The following is a 14,616-nucleotide window of genomic DNA, read 5'->3' as shown; positions in this document are numbered from 1 at the left end:
GCGGTGCCAGCATGCACGAGCCTGCGCGGGCCCACAGGTCCGACCCGTGTTGCTGGACAGCGCAGGGCCCCGGAACCGGCGCAGAGGTCCCGGGGCCCGGTCAGAGGGCGGGCCCGCTGGGCCCACCGGACGCGGTGCGCGCTGTCAGACGCGCCGCAGTACGGCCACCACCTTGCCGAGGATGGTCGCGTCGTCGCCGGGGATCGGCTCGTAGGCCGCGTTGTGCGGCAGGAGCCAGACATGGCCGTCCTCGCGCTTGAAGCGCTTGACGGTGGCTTCGCCGTCGAGCATCGCGGCCACGATGTCGCCGTTCTCGGCGACCGGCTGGCGGCGGACCGTGACCCAGTCGCCGTCGCAGATCGCGGCCTCGATCATCGAGTCACCCACGACCTTCAGGACGAACAGCTCACCGTCGCCGACGAGCTGGCGGGGGAGAGGGAAGACGTCCTCGACGGACTCCTCGGCGAGGATCGGGCCACCGGCGGCGATCCGGCCGACCAGCGGCACGTACGACGCGGCCGGCTTGCCCGCGGTGTCCGTCGGCTGCACCGAGGCGGCCTGGTCGGAACCGCGCACCTCGTACGCGCGCGGGCGGTGCGGGTCGCGGCGCAGGAAGCCCTTGCGCTCCAGTGCCATCAGCTGGTGTGCGACGGAGGAGGTGCTGGAGAGGCCGACGGCCTGACCAATCTCCCGCATCGACGGCGGGTAGCCCCGACGCTGCACGGAGTCCCTGATGACCTCGATCACGCGGCGCTGGCGATCGGTGAGTCCGGAGCTGTCCGCCCGGATGCCGGGAGGTCGGCCCGGCAGGGAGCGCTTGTGCCCCTCAGGGTTCGTGGCTTCGTTCATCGCATGCACCGGCTCCAGTCGGCCCTGGGAGCGGTCCTGGGCAGTGATGGCGGCACTGTCTGCGGTGGTGGTCACGTCGGCCCCTCTCGATGGTCTCCCTGCTGGACAACGGTAGTTGCTTTCGAAAGGTTGCGCCAAACACACGTTCGAGTGAAAAATCGCGAATCATCGGACGCGATCATGTGTCCGGGTGTATTGGCAGCCGCGTCGCCTGGCGGGCAAAAGCGCCCATTGCTGTACTCTTCACCGCCGGGGTGATCGCCTCGTGGGCGGTGTCCCAGTCTGCCATCCGGCATTCCCCTGCCCCGGGATCAGCCCTCATCTGTGCGGGAGTCCCACGTCCCCTCCTCGCGGCGCCCACGGTATCTCCGCATGTGCCGCAGCGATATGGCTGTGCAGGAACGGGCGCGGTCGCGTCCAGGGTGAGGCCGTCGGCGGCGGTGCCTCCGGAGGCGCGCGGAGTCGGTGCGGCTCGGCCTGCCGCGCGTCGCCTGCGCCTCCGCGCGCGACACGCTGGAACGGCGTGGATGTATGAGCCAATCCCCACATCTAGTGGTTGGATTGCGGCAGCGGCCCAGAAGTTGTGGTCCCCCGGGTCTCGAGGCCCATGGTCATCGCCTATGCTGGGGGCTGCTTCGTGGGGCGCAGGAGGCCCGGCGAGGCTATTGAGTCTGCTGTGAGGAGGGTTGGGAATTCATGCACTGCCCCTTCTGCAGGCACCCCGACAGTCGTGTCGTCGACAGTCGTACGACCGACGACGGCACATCGATCCGCAGGCGCCGCCAGTGCCCTGACTGCTCCCGTCGTTTCACGACCGTGGAGACGTGCTCGCTCATGGTGGTGAAGCGGTCCGGAGTCACCGAGCCCTTCAGTCGTACGAAGATCATCAATGGTGTGCGCAAGGCGTGTCAGGGACGGCCCGTCACCGAGGACGCGCTCGCCCAGCTCGGCCAGCGGGTCGAGGAGGCGGTGCGGGCCACCGGGAGCGCCGAGCTGACCACCCACGACGTGGGGCTGGCCATACTCGGCCCGTTGCAGGAGCTCGACCTCGTCGCCTATCTGCGATTCGCCTCCGTCTACCGGGCGTTCGACTCGCTCGACGACTTCGAGGCGGCCATCGAGGAGCTCAGGGCGGAGACGGGGCACCTCCACGCGGACGACGGAGACCGCGAGGACGCGGCTGCGGGGAGCCAGGAAGACGACCGCGGGCCCGGAAGGGCGGAACAGGTCCCCGAGCCCGCAGGCGCCGCCGACTGACCGGTGGGCCGGACCCGGAAGGCAGCTCCGGGCCCGGCCGGGCGGCGGCGATGAAGACCTGTTGCGGGCGACGCGAGTGGGTGCCCGCAACACCAGACAGAACACCGTGCCACGGGAACAACGGGGCACTTCAGGGCGTTTTCGCCCGTACAGGGAGGCGGCATGACAGAGACGGCGAGCGGTCCGGCACGGAGTTCCCGCGCCAAGAGCGCCAAGGCGAGCAAGGGCCTGCGTATCGAGCGCATCCACACCACCCCGGGGGTCCACCCCTATGACGAGGTGGCCTGGGAGCGCCGTGACGTCGTCATGACCAACTGGCGCGACGGCTCGGTCAACTTCGAGCAGCGCGGCGTGGAGTTCCCCGACTTCTGGTCGGTGAACGCGGTCAACATCGTCACCAGCAAGTACTTCCGCGGTGCCGTGGGCACCCCGCAGCGGGAGACCAGCCTCAAGCAGCTGATCGACCGCATTGTGAAGACGTACCGGAAGGCCGGAGAGGACCACAAGTACTTCGCCTCGCCCGCCGACGCCGAGATCTTCGAGCACGAGCTGGCATACGCCCTCCTGCACCAGATCTTCAGCTTCAACAGCCCTGTCTGGTTCAACGTCGGTACCAAGCAGCCCCAGCAGGTCTCCGCCTGCTTCATCCTGGCCGTCGACGACTCCATGGAGTCGATCCTCGACTGGTACAAGGAAGAGGGCATGATCTTCAAGGGCGGCTCCGGCGCCGGCCTGAACCTCTCCCGGATCCGCTCCTCCAAGGAACTGCTCTCCTCCGGCGGCAACGCCTCCGGCCCGGTCTCCTTCATGCGCGGCGCCGACGCCTCCGCAGGAACGATCAAGTCCGGTGGCGCCACCCGCCGCGCCGCCAAGATGGTCGTCCTCGATGTGGACCACCCGGACATCGAGGACTTCATCGAGACCAAGGTCAAGGAAGAAGAGAAGATCCGCGTCCTGCGCGACGCGGGCTACGACATGGACCTGGGCGGCGACGACATCACGTCCGTCCAGTACCAGAACGCCAACAACTCGGTCCGTGTCAACGACGAGTTCATGAAGGCGGTCGACCAGGGCGGCCAGTTCGGGCTGCGCGGCCGGATGACCGGCGAGGTCATCGAGGAGGTCGACGCCAAGGCGCTCTTCCGCAAGATCGCCGAGGCCGCCTGGGCCTGCGCCGACCCCGGCATCCAGTACGACGACACCATCAACACCTGGCACACCTGCCCCGAGTCCGGCCGGATCACCGCGTCGAACCCGTGCAGCGAGTACATGCACCTGGACAACACGTCCTGCAACCTTGCCTCGCTGAACCTGATGAAGTTCCTGAAGGACGACGGCAAGGGCAACCAGTCCTTCGAGGCCGAGCGTTTCCAGAAGGTCGTCGAGCTGGTCATCACCGCGATGGACATCTCGATCTGCTTCGCGGACTTCCCGACCCAGAAGATCGGCGAGAACACGCGTGCGTTCCGCCAGCTCGGCATCGGCTACGCCAACCTCGGCGCCCTGCTGATGGCCACCGGCCACGCCTACGACTCCGACGGGGGCCGCTCCCTCGCCGGTGCCATCACCTCCCTGATGACGGGTACGGCGTACCGGCGCTCCGCCGAACTCGCCTCGGTCGTGGGCCCGTACGACGGCTACGCCCGTAACGCCGACGCCCACCAGCGCGTCATGAAGCAGCACTCGGACGCCAACGACAAGGCCGTCCGCATGGACGACCTGGACACCCCGGTGTGGGCCGCCGCCAGCGAGTCGTGGCAGGACGTGCTGCGCCTCGGCGAGAAGAACGGTTTCCGTAACTCCCAGGCGTCCGTGCTCGCCCCGACCGGCACCATCGGCCTGGCGATGTCCTGCGACACCACCGGCGTCGAGCCCGACCTCGCGCTGGTCAAGTTCAAGAAGCTGGTCGGCGGCGGCTCGATGCAGATCGTCAACGGCACCGTCCCGCAGGCCCTGCGCCGCATGGGCTACCTGGAAGAGCAGATCGAGGCGATCGTCGCCCACATCGCCGACCACGGCAACGTGATCGACGCCCCCGGCCTCAAGCCCGAGCACTACGAGGTGTTCGACTGCGCCATGGGCGAGCGCGCCATCTCCCCGATGGGTCACGTCCGCATGATGGCCGCGATCCAGCCGTGGATCTCCGGCGCCATCTCCAAGACGGTCAACATGCCGGAGACGGCGACCGTCGAGGAGGTCGAGGAGATCTACTTCGAGGCGTGGAAGCTCGGCGTCAAGGCGCTCGCGATCTACCGCGACAACTGCAAGGTCGGCCAGCCGCTCTCCGCCAAGACCAAGGAGAAGGAGAAGGCGGAGATCACCGAGAAGGCCGAGGAGACGATCCGTACCGCGGTCGAGAAGGTCGTCGAGTACCGCCCGGTCCGCAAGCGCCTGCCGAAGGGACGTCCCGGTATCACCACGTCCTTCACCGTCGGCGGCGCCGAGGGCTACATGACCGCCAACTCCTACCCGGACGACGGTCTCGGCGAGGTCTTCCTCAAGATGTCCAAGCAGGGCTCGACCCTCGCGGGCATGATGGACGCCTTCTCCATCGCGGTGTCCGTCGGCCTCCAGTACGGCGTGCCGCTGGAGACGTACGTCTCGAAGTTCACCAACATGCGCTTCGAGCCGGCCGGTATGACGGATGACCCGGACGTGCGGATGGCTCAGTCGATCGTCGACTACATCTTCCGCCGCCTGGCGCTGGACTTCCTGCCCTTCGAGACGCGCTCCGCGCTCGGCATCCACTCCGCCGAGGAGCGCCAGCGTCACCTGGAGACGGGTTCGTACGAGCAGACCATGGGCGATGACGAGGTCGACGTCGAGGGCCTCGCCCAGTCGGCGCCGCGCGCCCAGGAGCTGAAGGCCGTTTCCGCTCCGAAGGCCGACGAGGCGGTGAAGCCCGCCCCGCAGCAGGCCCACACCAGTGCCGAACTGGTGGAGATGCAGCTGGGCATCCAGGCCGACGCCCCGCTGTGCTTCTCCTGCGGTACGAAGATGCAGCGCGCCGGTTCCTGCTACATCTGCGAGGGCTGCGGCTCGACCAGCGGCTGCAGCTGACGCCGGGCGCCTGAGCCGATGACGGAGGGGCACCGCCCGCGGGCGGTGCCCCTCTCGTCGTACCTGCCTCGTCGGCGGCGAGGTCAGGGCCGCTGTGCGGCACCCATCGTCCTGGTGAAGTCCACGGGATCGCCTTCGAAACCACGGAGTCCGGAGCGGAAGCCCCACGGGCCGGAGCCGTCCCGGGTGAACTCCGCGACCGTCGCCGCCGTCGCCCCCAGGACGCCGCCGAAGTCGTCCTCCGTCAGGACGGTGTACCCCTCGCGGATGCGCAGTCCGGGGTTGCCCACACTGACGAAGGTGCGCTCCGCCGGGCGCTGCTGGATGACGACACCGACCACCACGCGCGCGTACCGGACGTCGAGCCGGTCGAGTTCCAGTGTCATCACTTCGTCGTAGCCGAAGCCCTGGCCGTCCTTGCTGTCCCGGTTGAGCGTGATGGTGCCGTCGGGGGAGCGGCTGTCGAAGTGCACCACGTACGCGGGATCACCGTGCGGATCGTCCGCCATGTAGGTCGCCGCGACCAGGTCCAGATCGGTGGACGCCTGCCCCGCCGGGCTGGGATCCCACCGCACCGCGATCTCGACCTTGCGAAGCCCCTTGTTGAGCCCGTCCACCAGAGTCCCCTTCCCCGCACCGACCCGTCCGTTGGCCCCAACTGCCGGGCCCTCATGACTGTTTGTCCATCCTGCCACGTGCGTGGGTGCGCGCGTGGGGTAGCGGTCCACCCGGGAGTGACCGACGCCACGCTCCGTGGCCTTACCATGGCGCGGTGCTGGTCAAGTGGATTCGCTGCACCGTGGTGGACCGCCGCGGTTTCGAGCGGGGGCAGCGGAAGTGGGCGGGGCTTCTGGGGGAGCCGGGGTTTCGCGGGCAGGGGGGTGGCTGGAGCCGGGGGCGGCAGGACGTGGCGCACATCTTCGCGTTCTGGGAGAGCCGTGCCTTCTACGACTCCTTCATGGCAAGGTCGCACGACCGGCTCGCGTCAACCCAGGCGGGCACGTTCAAGGACGCCCAGGTCAGACTCTTCGACTACCGCTTCGACGTGAAGACCGGTTTCGAACCGCGCTTCACGGACGCCGACCTGCTGCGCGTGGCGCTCTGCCGCATCCACGAGGAGAGGGCCGAGCACTTCGTGCTGATGCAGGAGAAGGTCTGGAATCCGGCGATGGCCGGCTCGCCCGGCATGGTGCGCGGACTGTTCGGCGAGGCCCCCGGGAACGAGTTCCTGGTGCTGTCCATGTGGCGGTCGGCAGCCGAACACGGCAAGTACCGCACCGAACGCGTGGAGCGGCTCGCGCTGAGGGCCCAGACGGAGGCGGACGTGAAGGCGCTCACCGGAGATGTCGTGGACATGGAGTCGAGCTGGACGGTCTGATGCCGCGCGGTGTGGACGGCGCTCCGGAGTGCTCCGGGAGTGCTTGGGTGTTGTGACGCACGGTGTCGTGACGCATGGGTGCTGTGACCCCGGGTGGTGGGACTCTCGGGCTCGGACGGAGCTGTTCTGGTCGAACGTGCATGCGATCATTGTGATGTGTGGTGCAGGAATCGTGTGACCTACGCTGTATGGGGGCGGTGGGAGTGCTCCACCGGCCCTCCCCCGATCTAGGGTCTTGGCATGGCACGACCACGGCGCATCGTCCTTGTCCGGCACGGCGAGTCGACGGGCAATGTTGATGACTCCGTCTACGAGCGTGAACCCGACCATGCCCTGGCGCTGACCCAGCGCGGCCGACGGCAGGCGGAGGCGACGGGTGAGCAGCTGCGCCGGGTCTTCGGCGAGGAGCGCGTCAGCGTGTACGTCTCCCCGTACCGTCGTACGCACGAGACCTTGCGCGCGTTCCACCTCGACCCCGGACTCATACGGGTGCGCGAGGAACCCCGGCTGCGCGAGCAGGACTGGGGCAACTGGCAGGACCGGGACGAGGTTCGCCTCCAGAAGGCCTACCGGGACGCATACGGCCACTTCTTCTACCGTTTCGCCCAGGGCGAGTCCGGCGCCGATGTCTACGACCGGGTCGGCGGCTTCCTGGAGAGCCTGTTCCGCAGCTTCGAGGACCCCGACCACCCGCCGAACGTCCTCATCGTCACCCACGGCCTGGCCATGCGGCTGTTCTGCATGCGGTGGTTCCACTGGACGGTCGCCGAGTTCGAGTCGCTGTCGAATCCGGGGAACGGTGAGGTGCGGATGCTCGTTCTGGGGGGCGACGGCAAGTACACGCTCGACCGGCCGTTCCACCGCTGGCGAGATCCCGAGCCGTACGGGATCTCCGGATAGAGTGGCAGGGCGATGACCGCTGATTCCTCCCCCGACGTGCGCCTGGACCGCGCCCTGGCCTCCCTGCGCGGACTGTCCGTCGGAGACGCCCTGGGTTCCCAGTACTTCGTGCCGGTGAACTACCCGATGCTGAAGCGCCGAGAGGTGCCGTCCGCGCCGTGGCAGTGGACGGACGACACGGAGATGGCAGGCTCGGTCGTCGCGGTCCTGGCCGCCCACCACCGCATCGACCAGGACGCCCTGGCCCGCTCCTTCGCCGAGCACCACGACTTCGACCGGGGCTACGGTCCTGCGGTCAACCGCCTGCTGCGGCTCGTCCGGGAGGGCGGCGACTGGCGGGAACTCGCCGCGGCGCTCTTCAAGGGGCAGGGATCCTGGGGCAACGGAGCGGCGATGCGGATCGCCCCGCTGGGCGCGTGGTACGCGGGCGATCCGGAACAGGCGACCCACCAGGCGGAGATCTCCGCCTACACCACCCATCAGCACCGCGAGGCCGTCGTGGGCGCCATGGCCGTCGCCGCGGCAGCCGCCTACGCCGCAGCCCCTGACGGACCGCCCGGCGCCGGAGCCCTCCTCGACGGGGTCATCGACCTGGTACCGAAGAGCGCCGTGGGCGCGGGACTGCGCCGCGCCCGGGACATGCTCGACTACGGCGACCCGGGCACGGTCGCTGCGGTACTGGGGTGCGGGCGGCGTACGACCGCCCACGACACCGTGCCTTTCGCTCTCTGGTCGGCCGCGAGAAGCCTTGGCGACTACGAGCAGGCGTTCTGGACGACCGCCCAGGTGGGCGGGGACGTCGACACCACGTGCGCCATCGTCGGGGGTGTGATCGCCGCAGGGAAGGCGGGGGCACCGCCCGCCGAGTGGGTCGAGCGGACGGAGCCGCTCCCGGACTGGGTGCCCACGGCGGCCTGACGGTCAGGACTCCTGTCCCTTTAGAACACTCTCCGTGTGCATCTCGGTGCACATCGGGAACTCTCCGTGACCGGTCGCCCGTTCTCCTGACATCCGTTGCGCGAGCCGTCGGGAAGCGCACACGCCGGACGTCCGTGCGGGAGCGTGAAGGGGGGGTGGTCATGGAGGTTCTGCTCGCTGTTCTGGCCCGCTGGTGGGGTGCTGTGGCGCGTCCTGGGGGCGAGCGTGGACCACGGCCGCGCTGCTGCCCTCACCGTCCGTCCCTCTTATGCGTCCCTGCCACCCGCAGCCGGTCGCGAACCCGGCCCGCAGGCCGCCGGCGAGTCCACGTCGTGCCCGCCGGCGAGCCGCCGGAGCCGGTTCGCGGTCCGGCAGCCGAGCCGCGGTCGGGCGGAGCCCGAGAGTGCCTCAAGGCCGCTCTTGCGGACCCGGAGCGCCAGCCAGACCGTGGCCAGGGCGAGTGCGGCCATCGCGGCTGCCGGGATGAAGGCGTCGAGATGCGCCCGCCCTGGGACAGCACCTCGTGCCCCCACGGCGCGGGCAACTGCTGCGTCCTGGCGGACTCCGCCTTCTGTTCGGCAGCCCCTTCGGCCATGAACCGCGGAAGCTGCTTCTCCGCCTCGTCCTCGGTCACCGTGCCGAAGGCCGTCGCTCGTCCTCGGTCGCCTTGCCGAAGGCCGTCGCGGGGATGGACAGACAACAGCGATCCGCCCGCCTGCTGTGTCGTGTTGAGGAGCCCGGACACCATGCCCGCCTCGTGCGGGGCGACACCCGGGAGGGCGGTGAGCGTCAGCGTCACGAAGTTCAGCCCCATGCGGAAGCCGAACACCAGTATCGGGCCTGGACCCCGCCGACGTACGAGCTGTCGGAGTCGATGAGAGCCTGCCAGGCCAGTCCGATCATCGCGGGTGCGGAGCACGCGAGGAAGGCGAGCCCGGCCTCGATCGGGCTGTACGCGAGCGCGTTCCGCACGAACAGCACGAGGCGCCGGGCTGTCGGAGTGCGACGCCATTCCCCGACGCGATGTTCTCCCGCCCTGGGTTCGCGCTTCGCTCGGTGATTCACGAATGCGACACAGTGCAGGCCGAACGTCTCCGTGGCGGGATCTTCGAGGGGGTTGTGAGCCCACCATGAAGATGTGGCGGGAGGTCTTCGACCGGGGTATTGAGCGAGGAGAGGTGCGCCCGGAGGCTGTGAACGGCTATCTCTTCGACGCCATACCGCCCATGATGATGTACCGCTCCAGGATGTGCGGCTGTGAATGGCAGGATCGTGAAGTCGATGAGAAGAACGACCAGTTGATGGTTCTGCTGCTGCGGCCGCACTGTTCCTGACGTTGTGGTCGAGGGGCCCTGACGCCGCGGCTGCACGATGCCCGACTCGGTGTGTCGCGGGCCGTGACGCCGCCGCGGCAGACCGGGGTGTCGCAGGCGCTTCCGGGCGGCGTAATCTAGGGGCGCCATGCCGTACGAACCGCCTACTCACACCGTCGAGCGCTCCCTTCGGGCCACGACCGGAGCGAAGATCGTTGCAGGTGTCGACGAGGTGGGGCGCGGCGCGTGGGCCGGCCCCGTCACCGTCTGCGCGGCGATCACCGGACTGCGCCGCCCGCCCGAGGGACTCACGGATTCGAAGCTGCTCACCATCAAGCGACGTACCGCCCTCGCCGAGGAGCTGCGGACCTGGGTGACGTCGTACGCGCTTGGGCATGCCTCCCCGGAGGAGATAGACGCCATGGGGATGACGGCCGCGCTGCGGCTTGCGGCGGGGCGTGCGCTGGACGCACTGCCGGTCCGTCCCGACGCGGTCATCCTCGACGGCAAGCACGACTATCTCGGCGCGCCCTGGCGGGTCCGTACGGTGATCAAGGGCGACCAGTCCTGCGTGGCAGTCGCCGCGGCCTCGGTGATCGCCAAGGTCCAGCGCGACAAAATGATGGCCGAACTGGGTATCGACCATGCAGACTTCGGTTTTGCGGACAACGCCGGGTATCCATCGCCCGTGCACAAGGCCGCACTGGCGGAGCGGGGCCCCACCCCCTACCACCGGTTGTCGTGGGCGTATCTTGATGCGCTGCCCCAGTGGCGGCATCTCAAGAAGGTCCGCAGCTGGGCGGACGGAAGCGTTCCGGAAGTTGAGGGTCAGCTCGGCTTCGATTTCTGACGGTTTCGATCGCACGCGTGCGCCACCCGCCGATGCGGGTCGTACCAACGTTTGATTAATATCAACCCATGCCTCTCATTCCCGAGGAGCCTCAGATTCACGAGAGTGCCCAGGGTCCCCGCGCCACTCCGGCCAGCGGCCGTACCGCGCCGACCCCACGTCCCGTACCCGGCCCCCGTCCCGCGGCTCCGTCGCGCCCCGGTCGCCCCGGCCCTCTCCGGCCGGCGCCGCCGGTGCAACGTACGCCGCACGAGGTGGCCGCCAAGCCCGCTCCGTCGGGTCCCGCCGCCGGCGCCGCCGCTCCGGCCACCCCGCAGATCCAGCTGATCCCGGCTTCCGTGGAGGGGGCCCTCGACGCCGCCGAAGAGGCCGTGGACCTGCTGCTGGACTCCGGTCGTGCCCCCGGCGACGTCCTGGTGATCACGACCGGGGAGCAGCACCCGTGGGCGGCCCACGAGTTGTCCTTCGGTGAAAGCTCCTACTGGGCCCAGCACGACGCCGGCGACGACGTCTTCTACACGGACGCTGCCATCGCGGCCCGCGCCGCGTCGCGTCCGGTGGTCGTGGTCGCCGTCAACGGCGGTCCCGAGGCCGCAGCCGTGAGCGCCCTGTCCCTGGCCCACTCCCGGGCCGGCGCCCTGCTGATCGTCTGTGGCGACCCGCAGCGGATCAACTCGGTGCTGGGCGCGGGCGTCTGAGCCCTTGCCGTAGCGCTCGGTAGGACACCGGGGGGAGACCTGAGGCGCCGCTGCTGCGGCGCCGCACGGCGGGTGGTTCACCACGCCCGGAAGGCGGAAACCGTGCCCCTGAAGTCTTGGCCGGCCTGGGGAGCGCTGTGCTTCTGTGGCAGACCGCCCTGCTCGCGGCTCGGCCAAGGCGGGTTCGGAGTGCTCGATCCGGCTGCCCGTCGAAGAAGCCGACGTGTGCCGTGCGGCGGTCCGCGGTCCCGGATCCGTGCGGAACGGTCTCTCCGGGACTCAGCGTGCCGCCGCTGCGCGGCGCAGTACCTCGGAGGCGCCGCCGGTGCGCGGTATGGGCGGTGCCTCCGACGTGGCGAACGGCTCCGGTGCCGAGGCCGAGTGCGGGCGGCGTCCGCCCCGGCCCTCACCGAGGACCTGCCAGCCGTCACGGGTCAGCGTGATGTACGCCCCGCAGCGCAGCCCGTGCAGGGTGCACGCGTCGCGCAGTCCCCACATCCACGCGCCGTCCTCCTCCGTCCAACGCGCGTCGCCCGCACGGCAGTAGAGCAGCACCGCGGTGCGCACCGGCGTGCGGCGGCGCAGATCGTGCGGGATGACCCGGCGCAGCTGCGCGAGCAGCGCGTTGCGGAACATCCACCCGTCGGCCGGGGCCGGACGGCGCACGAACGAGGCACTCGCCCGCAGCCGCTCGTCCGGGTCGAGCACGGCGACGACAGCCGTCGCGGGCTGCGGATGGTGGCGGGCGTGCAGTCCGCTGACGATCTCACGGGGGTTGCGCAGGAGTGGGATCCCGGCGGCGGCCCATTCCGCGGGTTCGAGCAAGCGGTTGGCGGAAGCGGCGGACGTCGACGCCGCTGCCGAGGCCGGAGCGAATCCGAAGGTCACGGTCCTCCCTTCGGCTACGCGCCCACACTGCGGGCGGGGTCGGATTCCTGGGAGCGCGCACCGCAGCGAAGCCCTACCGGAGCGGCCGGCGAGCCGTGCGGGAGCGGACCTCAATTCTTCCTGTCGAACTTGAATGCGGCAACGAGCAATTGGGGCAGCCGACCGTTATCAGATGATGCGCGGCTAATATCCCCACCGCGTGTGTCGCCGGACCACCCATGGGGCGTTCGAGCACGACACGTTCGTACGTCATGGGGGTGTACGGCGTCCAGAGGTGTGCGCGGGGGCAGCGGCTCCGCCTTGGGTTCGCCGTCAGCCCTGCACGGCCAGCACCAGCGGCAACACACCCTGCGCGCCGGAGCGGCGGAGCATGCGGGCTGCGATCGCGAGGGTCCAGCCGGTCTCGGTGTAGTCGTCCACGAGGAGGACCGGGCCTTGGGCCTCCGCGAGGGCGGTCGCGAGGGCGGGCGGCACGGCCAGAGCCCCGTCGAGTGCCTTCAGCCGCTGGGCGCTGTTGCTCCGGGAGCCCGGGTGCGCGTCACCGGTGTACTCCACGGCTCCCAGGAACGGCAGTCTGCCGATCTCGGCGATGCGCGCCCCGAGAGAGCTGATCAGCTGAGGTCGCGTGCGCGAGGCGACGGTGACGACGCCGGCCGGGCGCGGTCCGCTCTCCGGTGCCCCCGGGGCCCAGCCGCCCGGGCCCCTGGCCCAGTCGGACAGTACGTCCACCACGGCCTTCGCCACGTCGTCGGGCACGGGCCCGTCGGGGGCCCGGGGCGCGAGCATGGGGCGCAGCCGGTTGCCCCATCCGATGTCCGACAGCCTTCCCAGTGCGCGTCCCGACGCGGCCTGTTCGGCGGTCGGGATGCGTCCCTTGAGGTCCACTCCGATCGCCGGCAGCCCGGTGGGCCACATCCGGCGGGGCTCCACCTCGACACCTGCCCGGCCCAGGTCCACACGCGCGGCGTCCAGCGCCTCCTCGGAGGTGCCGGCGGCGAAGCGCGGACCGGCGCAGTTGTCGCAGCGGCCGCACGGCTTGGCGGCCTCGTCGTCCAGCTGGCGCTGCAGGAACTCCATACGGCACTCGGTCGTCGACGCGTACGCGCGCATGGCCTGCTGCTCGGCCTCGCGCTGACGTGCCACCCACGCGTACCGCTCGGCGTCGTACGTCCACGGCTGCCGGGTCGCGATCCAGCCGCCCTTGACGCGCTTGACCGCTCCGTCCACATCCAGGACCTTGAGCATGGTCTCCAAGCGGGAGCGGCGCAGCTCCACCAGAGGTTCCAGGGCGGGCAGCGACAGCGGCTTCTCCGCATGCGCGAGGATGTCGAGTGTGCGGCGCACCAGGTCTTCCGAGGGGAAGGCGAGCGACGCGAAGTACTTCCAGATCGCCTCGTCCTCCCTGCCCGGAAGCAGGAGCACCTCGGCATGCTCCACACCTCGTCCCGCGCGCCCCACCTGCTGGTAATAGGCGATGGGGGAGGAGGGCGAGCCCAGGTGCACCACGAAGCCCAGGTCGGGCTTGTCGAAGCCCATACCCAGCGCTGAGGTCGCGACCAGAGCCTTCACCTTGTTGCCGAGCAGATCCTCCTCGGCCTGCTGACGGTCGGCGTTCTCCGTCTTGCCCGTGTACGACGCGACCGTGTGCCCCCGCTGCCGGAGGAAGGCGGTGACCTCCTCGGCGGCGGCCACGGTGAGGGTGTAGATGATTCCGGATCCCGGCAATTCGTCGAGGTGCTCGGCGAGCCAGGCCATACGGTGCGCGGCGTCCGGCAACCGCAGCACGCTCAGACTCAGGCTGTCCCGGTCCAGCGGGCCCCGGAGCACCAGGGCGTCCGAGCTCCCGCCGGTGCCTAGCTGTTCCGCGACATCGGCCGTCACGCGCGCGTTGGCCGTGGCGGTGGTCGCGAGCACCGGCACACCGGGTGGGAGGTCGGCGAGCATGGTGCGCAGCCGGCGGTAGTCCGGCCGGAAGTCGTGGCCCCAGTCGGAGATGCAGTGGGCCTCGTCCACCACCAGAAGCCCGGTGGCGGCCGCGAGCCGGGGCAGCACCTGGTCCCGGAAGTCCGGATTGTTGAGCCGTTCGGGACTCACCAGCAGGACGTCCACCTCGCCCGCGGCGATCTCGTCCTGAACGGCATCCCACTCCTCGGTGTTGGACGAGTTGATGGTCCGCGCGTGGATTCCGGCCCGAGCCGCCGCCTCGACCTGGTTCCGCATGAGCGCGAGCAGGGGGGACACGATGACGGTGGGACCGCTGCCCCGCGCCCGCAGGAGCGAGGTCGCCACGAAGTAGACCGCGGACTTGCCCCAGCCCGTGCGCTGGACGACCAGGGCACGGCGCCTGTCGGCGACCAGCGCCTCGATGGCCCGCCACTGATCCTCGCGCAGCCTGGCCTCTCCCGAGACGTCTCCGACGAGACGGGTGAGGACCGCGTCGGCAGCCGCCCGGAGTTCCGCGTTGCTCGTGTGCTCCATGCGTTCCATACAACAGGACGGCACTGA

At 69.9% G+C, this 14,616-nt stretch carries 11 protein-coding genes and 2 pseudogenes; 8 read left to right on the top strand and 5 right to left on the bottom strand.

What is annotated here, in order from left to right:
• Positions 1-144 precede the first annotated feature (144 nt).
• Positions 145-924, bottom strand: coding sequence for a transcriptional repressor LexA (gene lexA / locus ACFU3E_RS14630; RefSeq protein ID WP_030845416.1), 780 nt, complete (start codon positions 922-924; stop codon positions 145-147).
• A 621-nt stretch (positions 925-1,545) separates the two neighbouring features.
• Between lexA and nrdR the strand changes: the two genes are divergently transcribed.
• Positions 1,546-2,106, top strand: coding sequence for a transcriptional regulator NrdR (nrdR, locus tag ACFU3E_RS14625; protein ID WP_384156674.1), 561 nt, complete (start codon positions 1,546-1,548; stop codon positions 2,104-2,106).
• A gap of 162 nt (positions 2,107-2,268) precedes the next feature.
• Positions 2,269-5,166 (top strand): vitamin B12-dependent ribonucleotide reductase, encoded by a 2,898-nt coding sequence (locus tag ACFU3E_RS14620; protein ID WP_384156671.1) that lies wholly within the window; start codon positions 2,269-2,271, stop codon positions 5,164-5,166.
• A gap of 83 nt (positions 5,167-5,249) precedes the next feature.
• Here ACFU3E_RS14620 and ACFU3E_RS14615 read toward each other — a convergent pair whose 3' ends face one another.
• A complete protein-coding gene (locus ACFU3E_RS14615) occupies positions 5,250-5,783 on the bottom strand; it encodes a TerD family protein (protein ID WP_384156669.1) in 534 nt (177 codons plus the stop codon).
• 155 nt (positions 5,784-5,938) lie between these two features.
• Between ACFU3E_RS14615 and ACFU3E_RS14610 the strand changes: the two genes are divergently transcribed.
• The 3 genes from ACFU3E_RS14610 (at position 5,939) to ACFU3E_RS14600 (ending at position 8,362) form a co-directional block, all read left to right on the top strand.
• On the top strand, positions 5,939-6,544 hold the full coding sequence (locus tag ACFU3E_RS14610; RefSeq protein WP_384156666.1) for a YdbC family protein: 606 nt from the start codon (positions 5,939-5,941) through the stop codon (positions 6,542-6,544).
• A gap of 240 nt (positions 6,545-6,784) precedes the next feature.
• Positions 6,785-7,444, top strand: a complete 660-nt coding sequence (locus tag ACFU3E_RS14605; protein WP_384156664.1) for a histidine phosphatase family protein — start codon at positions 6,785-6,787, stop codon at positions 7,442-7,444.
• Positions 7,445-7,456: 12 nt separating this feature from the next.
• The gene (locus ACFU3E_RS14600) at positions 7,457-8,362 is read left to right on the top strand and encodes an ADP-ribosylglycohydrolase family protein (RefSeq protein ID WP_384156661.1); all 906 of its coding nucleotides are present in this window, start codon (positions 7,457-7,459) and stop codon (positions 8,360-8,362) included.
• 374 nt (positions 8,363-8,736) lie between these two features.
• On the opposite strand, the pseudogene ACFU3E_RS14595 reads toward ACFU3E_RS14600, so the two are convergent.
• A pseudogene (locus tag ACFU3E_RS14595) lies at positions 8,737-9,346 on the bottom strand (MFS transporter); the annotation flags it as partial.
• Between the two features lie 9 nt (positions 9,347-9,355).
• Here ACFU3E_RS14595 and ACFU3E_RS14590 point away from each other — a divergent pair.
• From ACFU3E_RS14590 to ACFU3E_RS14580, 3 genes and pseudogenes are all read left to right on the top strand, one after another.
• Positions 9,356-9,696, top strand: a pseudogene (locus ACFU3E_RS14590) (TetR-like C-terminal domain-containing protein); the annotation flags it as partial.
• A gap of 127 nt (positions 9,697-9,823) precedes the next feature.
• Positions 9,824-10,525 carry a ribonuclease HII gene (locus ACFU3E_RS14585; protein WP_384156658.1) on the top strand — a complete coding sequence of 234 codons (702 nt, stop codon included), beginning with the start codon at positions 9,824-9,826 and terminating at the stop codon, positions 10,523-10,525.
• 68 nt (positions 10,526-10,593) lie between these two features.
• Complete coding sequence (locus ACFU3E_RS14580; protein WP_384156655.1) at positions 10,594-11,223, top strand: hypothetical protein; 630 nt, start codon at positions 10,594-10,596, stop codon at positions 11,221-11,223.
• A gap of 279 nt (positions 11,224-11,502) precedes the next feature.
• Here ACFU3E_RS14580 and ACFU3E_RS14575 read toward each other — a convergent pair whose 3' ends face one another.
• Both ACFU3E_RS14575 and ACFU3E_RS14570 read right to left on the bottom strand, forming a co-directional pair.
• Positions 11,503-12,111: a hypothetical protein gene (locus ACFU3E_RS14575; protein WP_384156652.1), complete on the bottom strand. Its 609-nt coding sequence runs from the start codon at positions 12,109-12,111 to the stop codon at positions 11,503-11,505.
• A 312-nt stretch (positions 12,112-12,423) separates the two neighbouring features.
• Positions 12,424-14,589, bottom strand: a complete 2,166-nt coding sequence (locus ACFU3E_RS14570) for a RecQ family ATP-dependent DNA helicase (RefSeq protein WP_384156649.1) — start codon at positions 14,587-14,589, stop codon at positions 12,424-12,426.
• Positions 14,590-14,616: the final 27 nt, after the last annotated feature.

Source organism: Streptomyces sp. NPDC057424 (assembly GCF_042803315.1).
Classification (GTDB): Bacteria; Actinomycetota; Actinomycetes; order Streptomycetales; family Streptomycetaceae; genus Streptomyces.
The sequence above is the reverse complement of the archived record's forward strand: the minus strand, read 5'-3'. Positions and strand labels throughout refer to the sequence as shown.

Coding starts and splice junctions, on each gene's coding strand:
- nrdR (WP_384156674.1), top strand. CDS start 1,546: ATGCACTGCCCCTTCTGCAGGCACCCCGACAGTCGTGTCGTCGACAGT.
- ACFU3E_RS14620 (WP_384156671.1), top strand. CDS start 2,269: ATGACAGAGACGGCGAGCGGTCCGGCACGGAGTTCCCGCGCCAAGAGC.
- ACFU3E_RS14605 (WP_384156664.1), top strand. CDS start 6,785: ATGGCACGACCACGGCGCATCGTCCTTGTCCGGCACGGCGAGTCGACG.
- ACFU3E_RS14600 (WP_384156661.1), top strand. CDS start 7,457: ATGACCGCTGATTCCTCCCCCGACGTGCGCCTGGACCGCGCCCTGGCC.
- ACFU3E_RS14585 (WP_384156658.1), top strand. CDS start 9,824: ATGCCGTACGAACCGCCTACTCACACCGTCGAGCGCTCCCTTCGGGCC.
- ACFU3E_RS14580 (WP_384156655.1), top strand. CDS start 10,594: ATGCCTCTCATTCCCGAGGAGCCTCAGATTCACGAGAGTGCCCAGGGT.
- ACFU3E_RS14570 (WP_384156649.1), bottom strand. CDS start 14,589: ATGGAGCACACGAGCAACGCGGAACTCCGGGCGGCTGCCGACGCGGTC.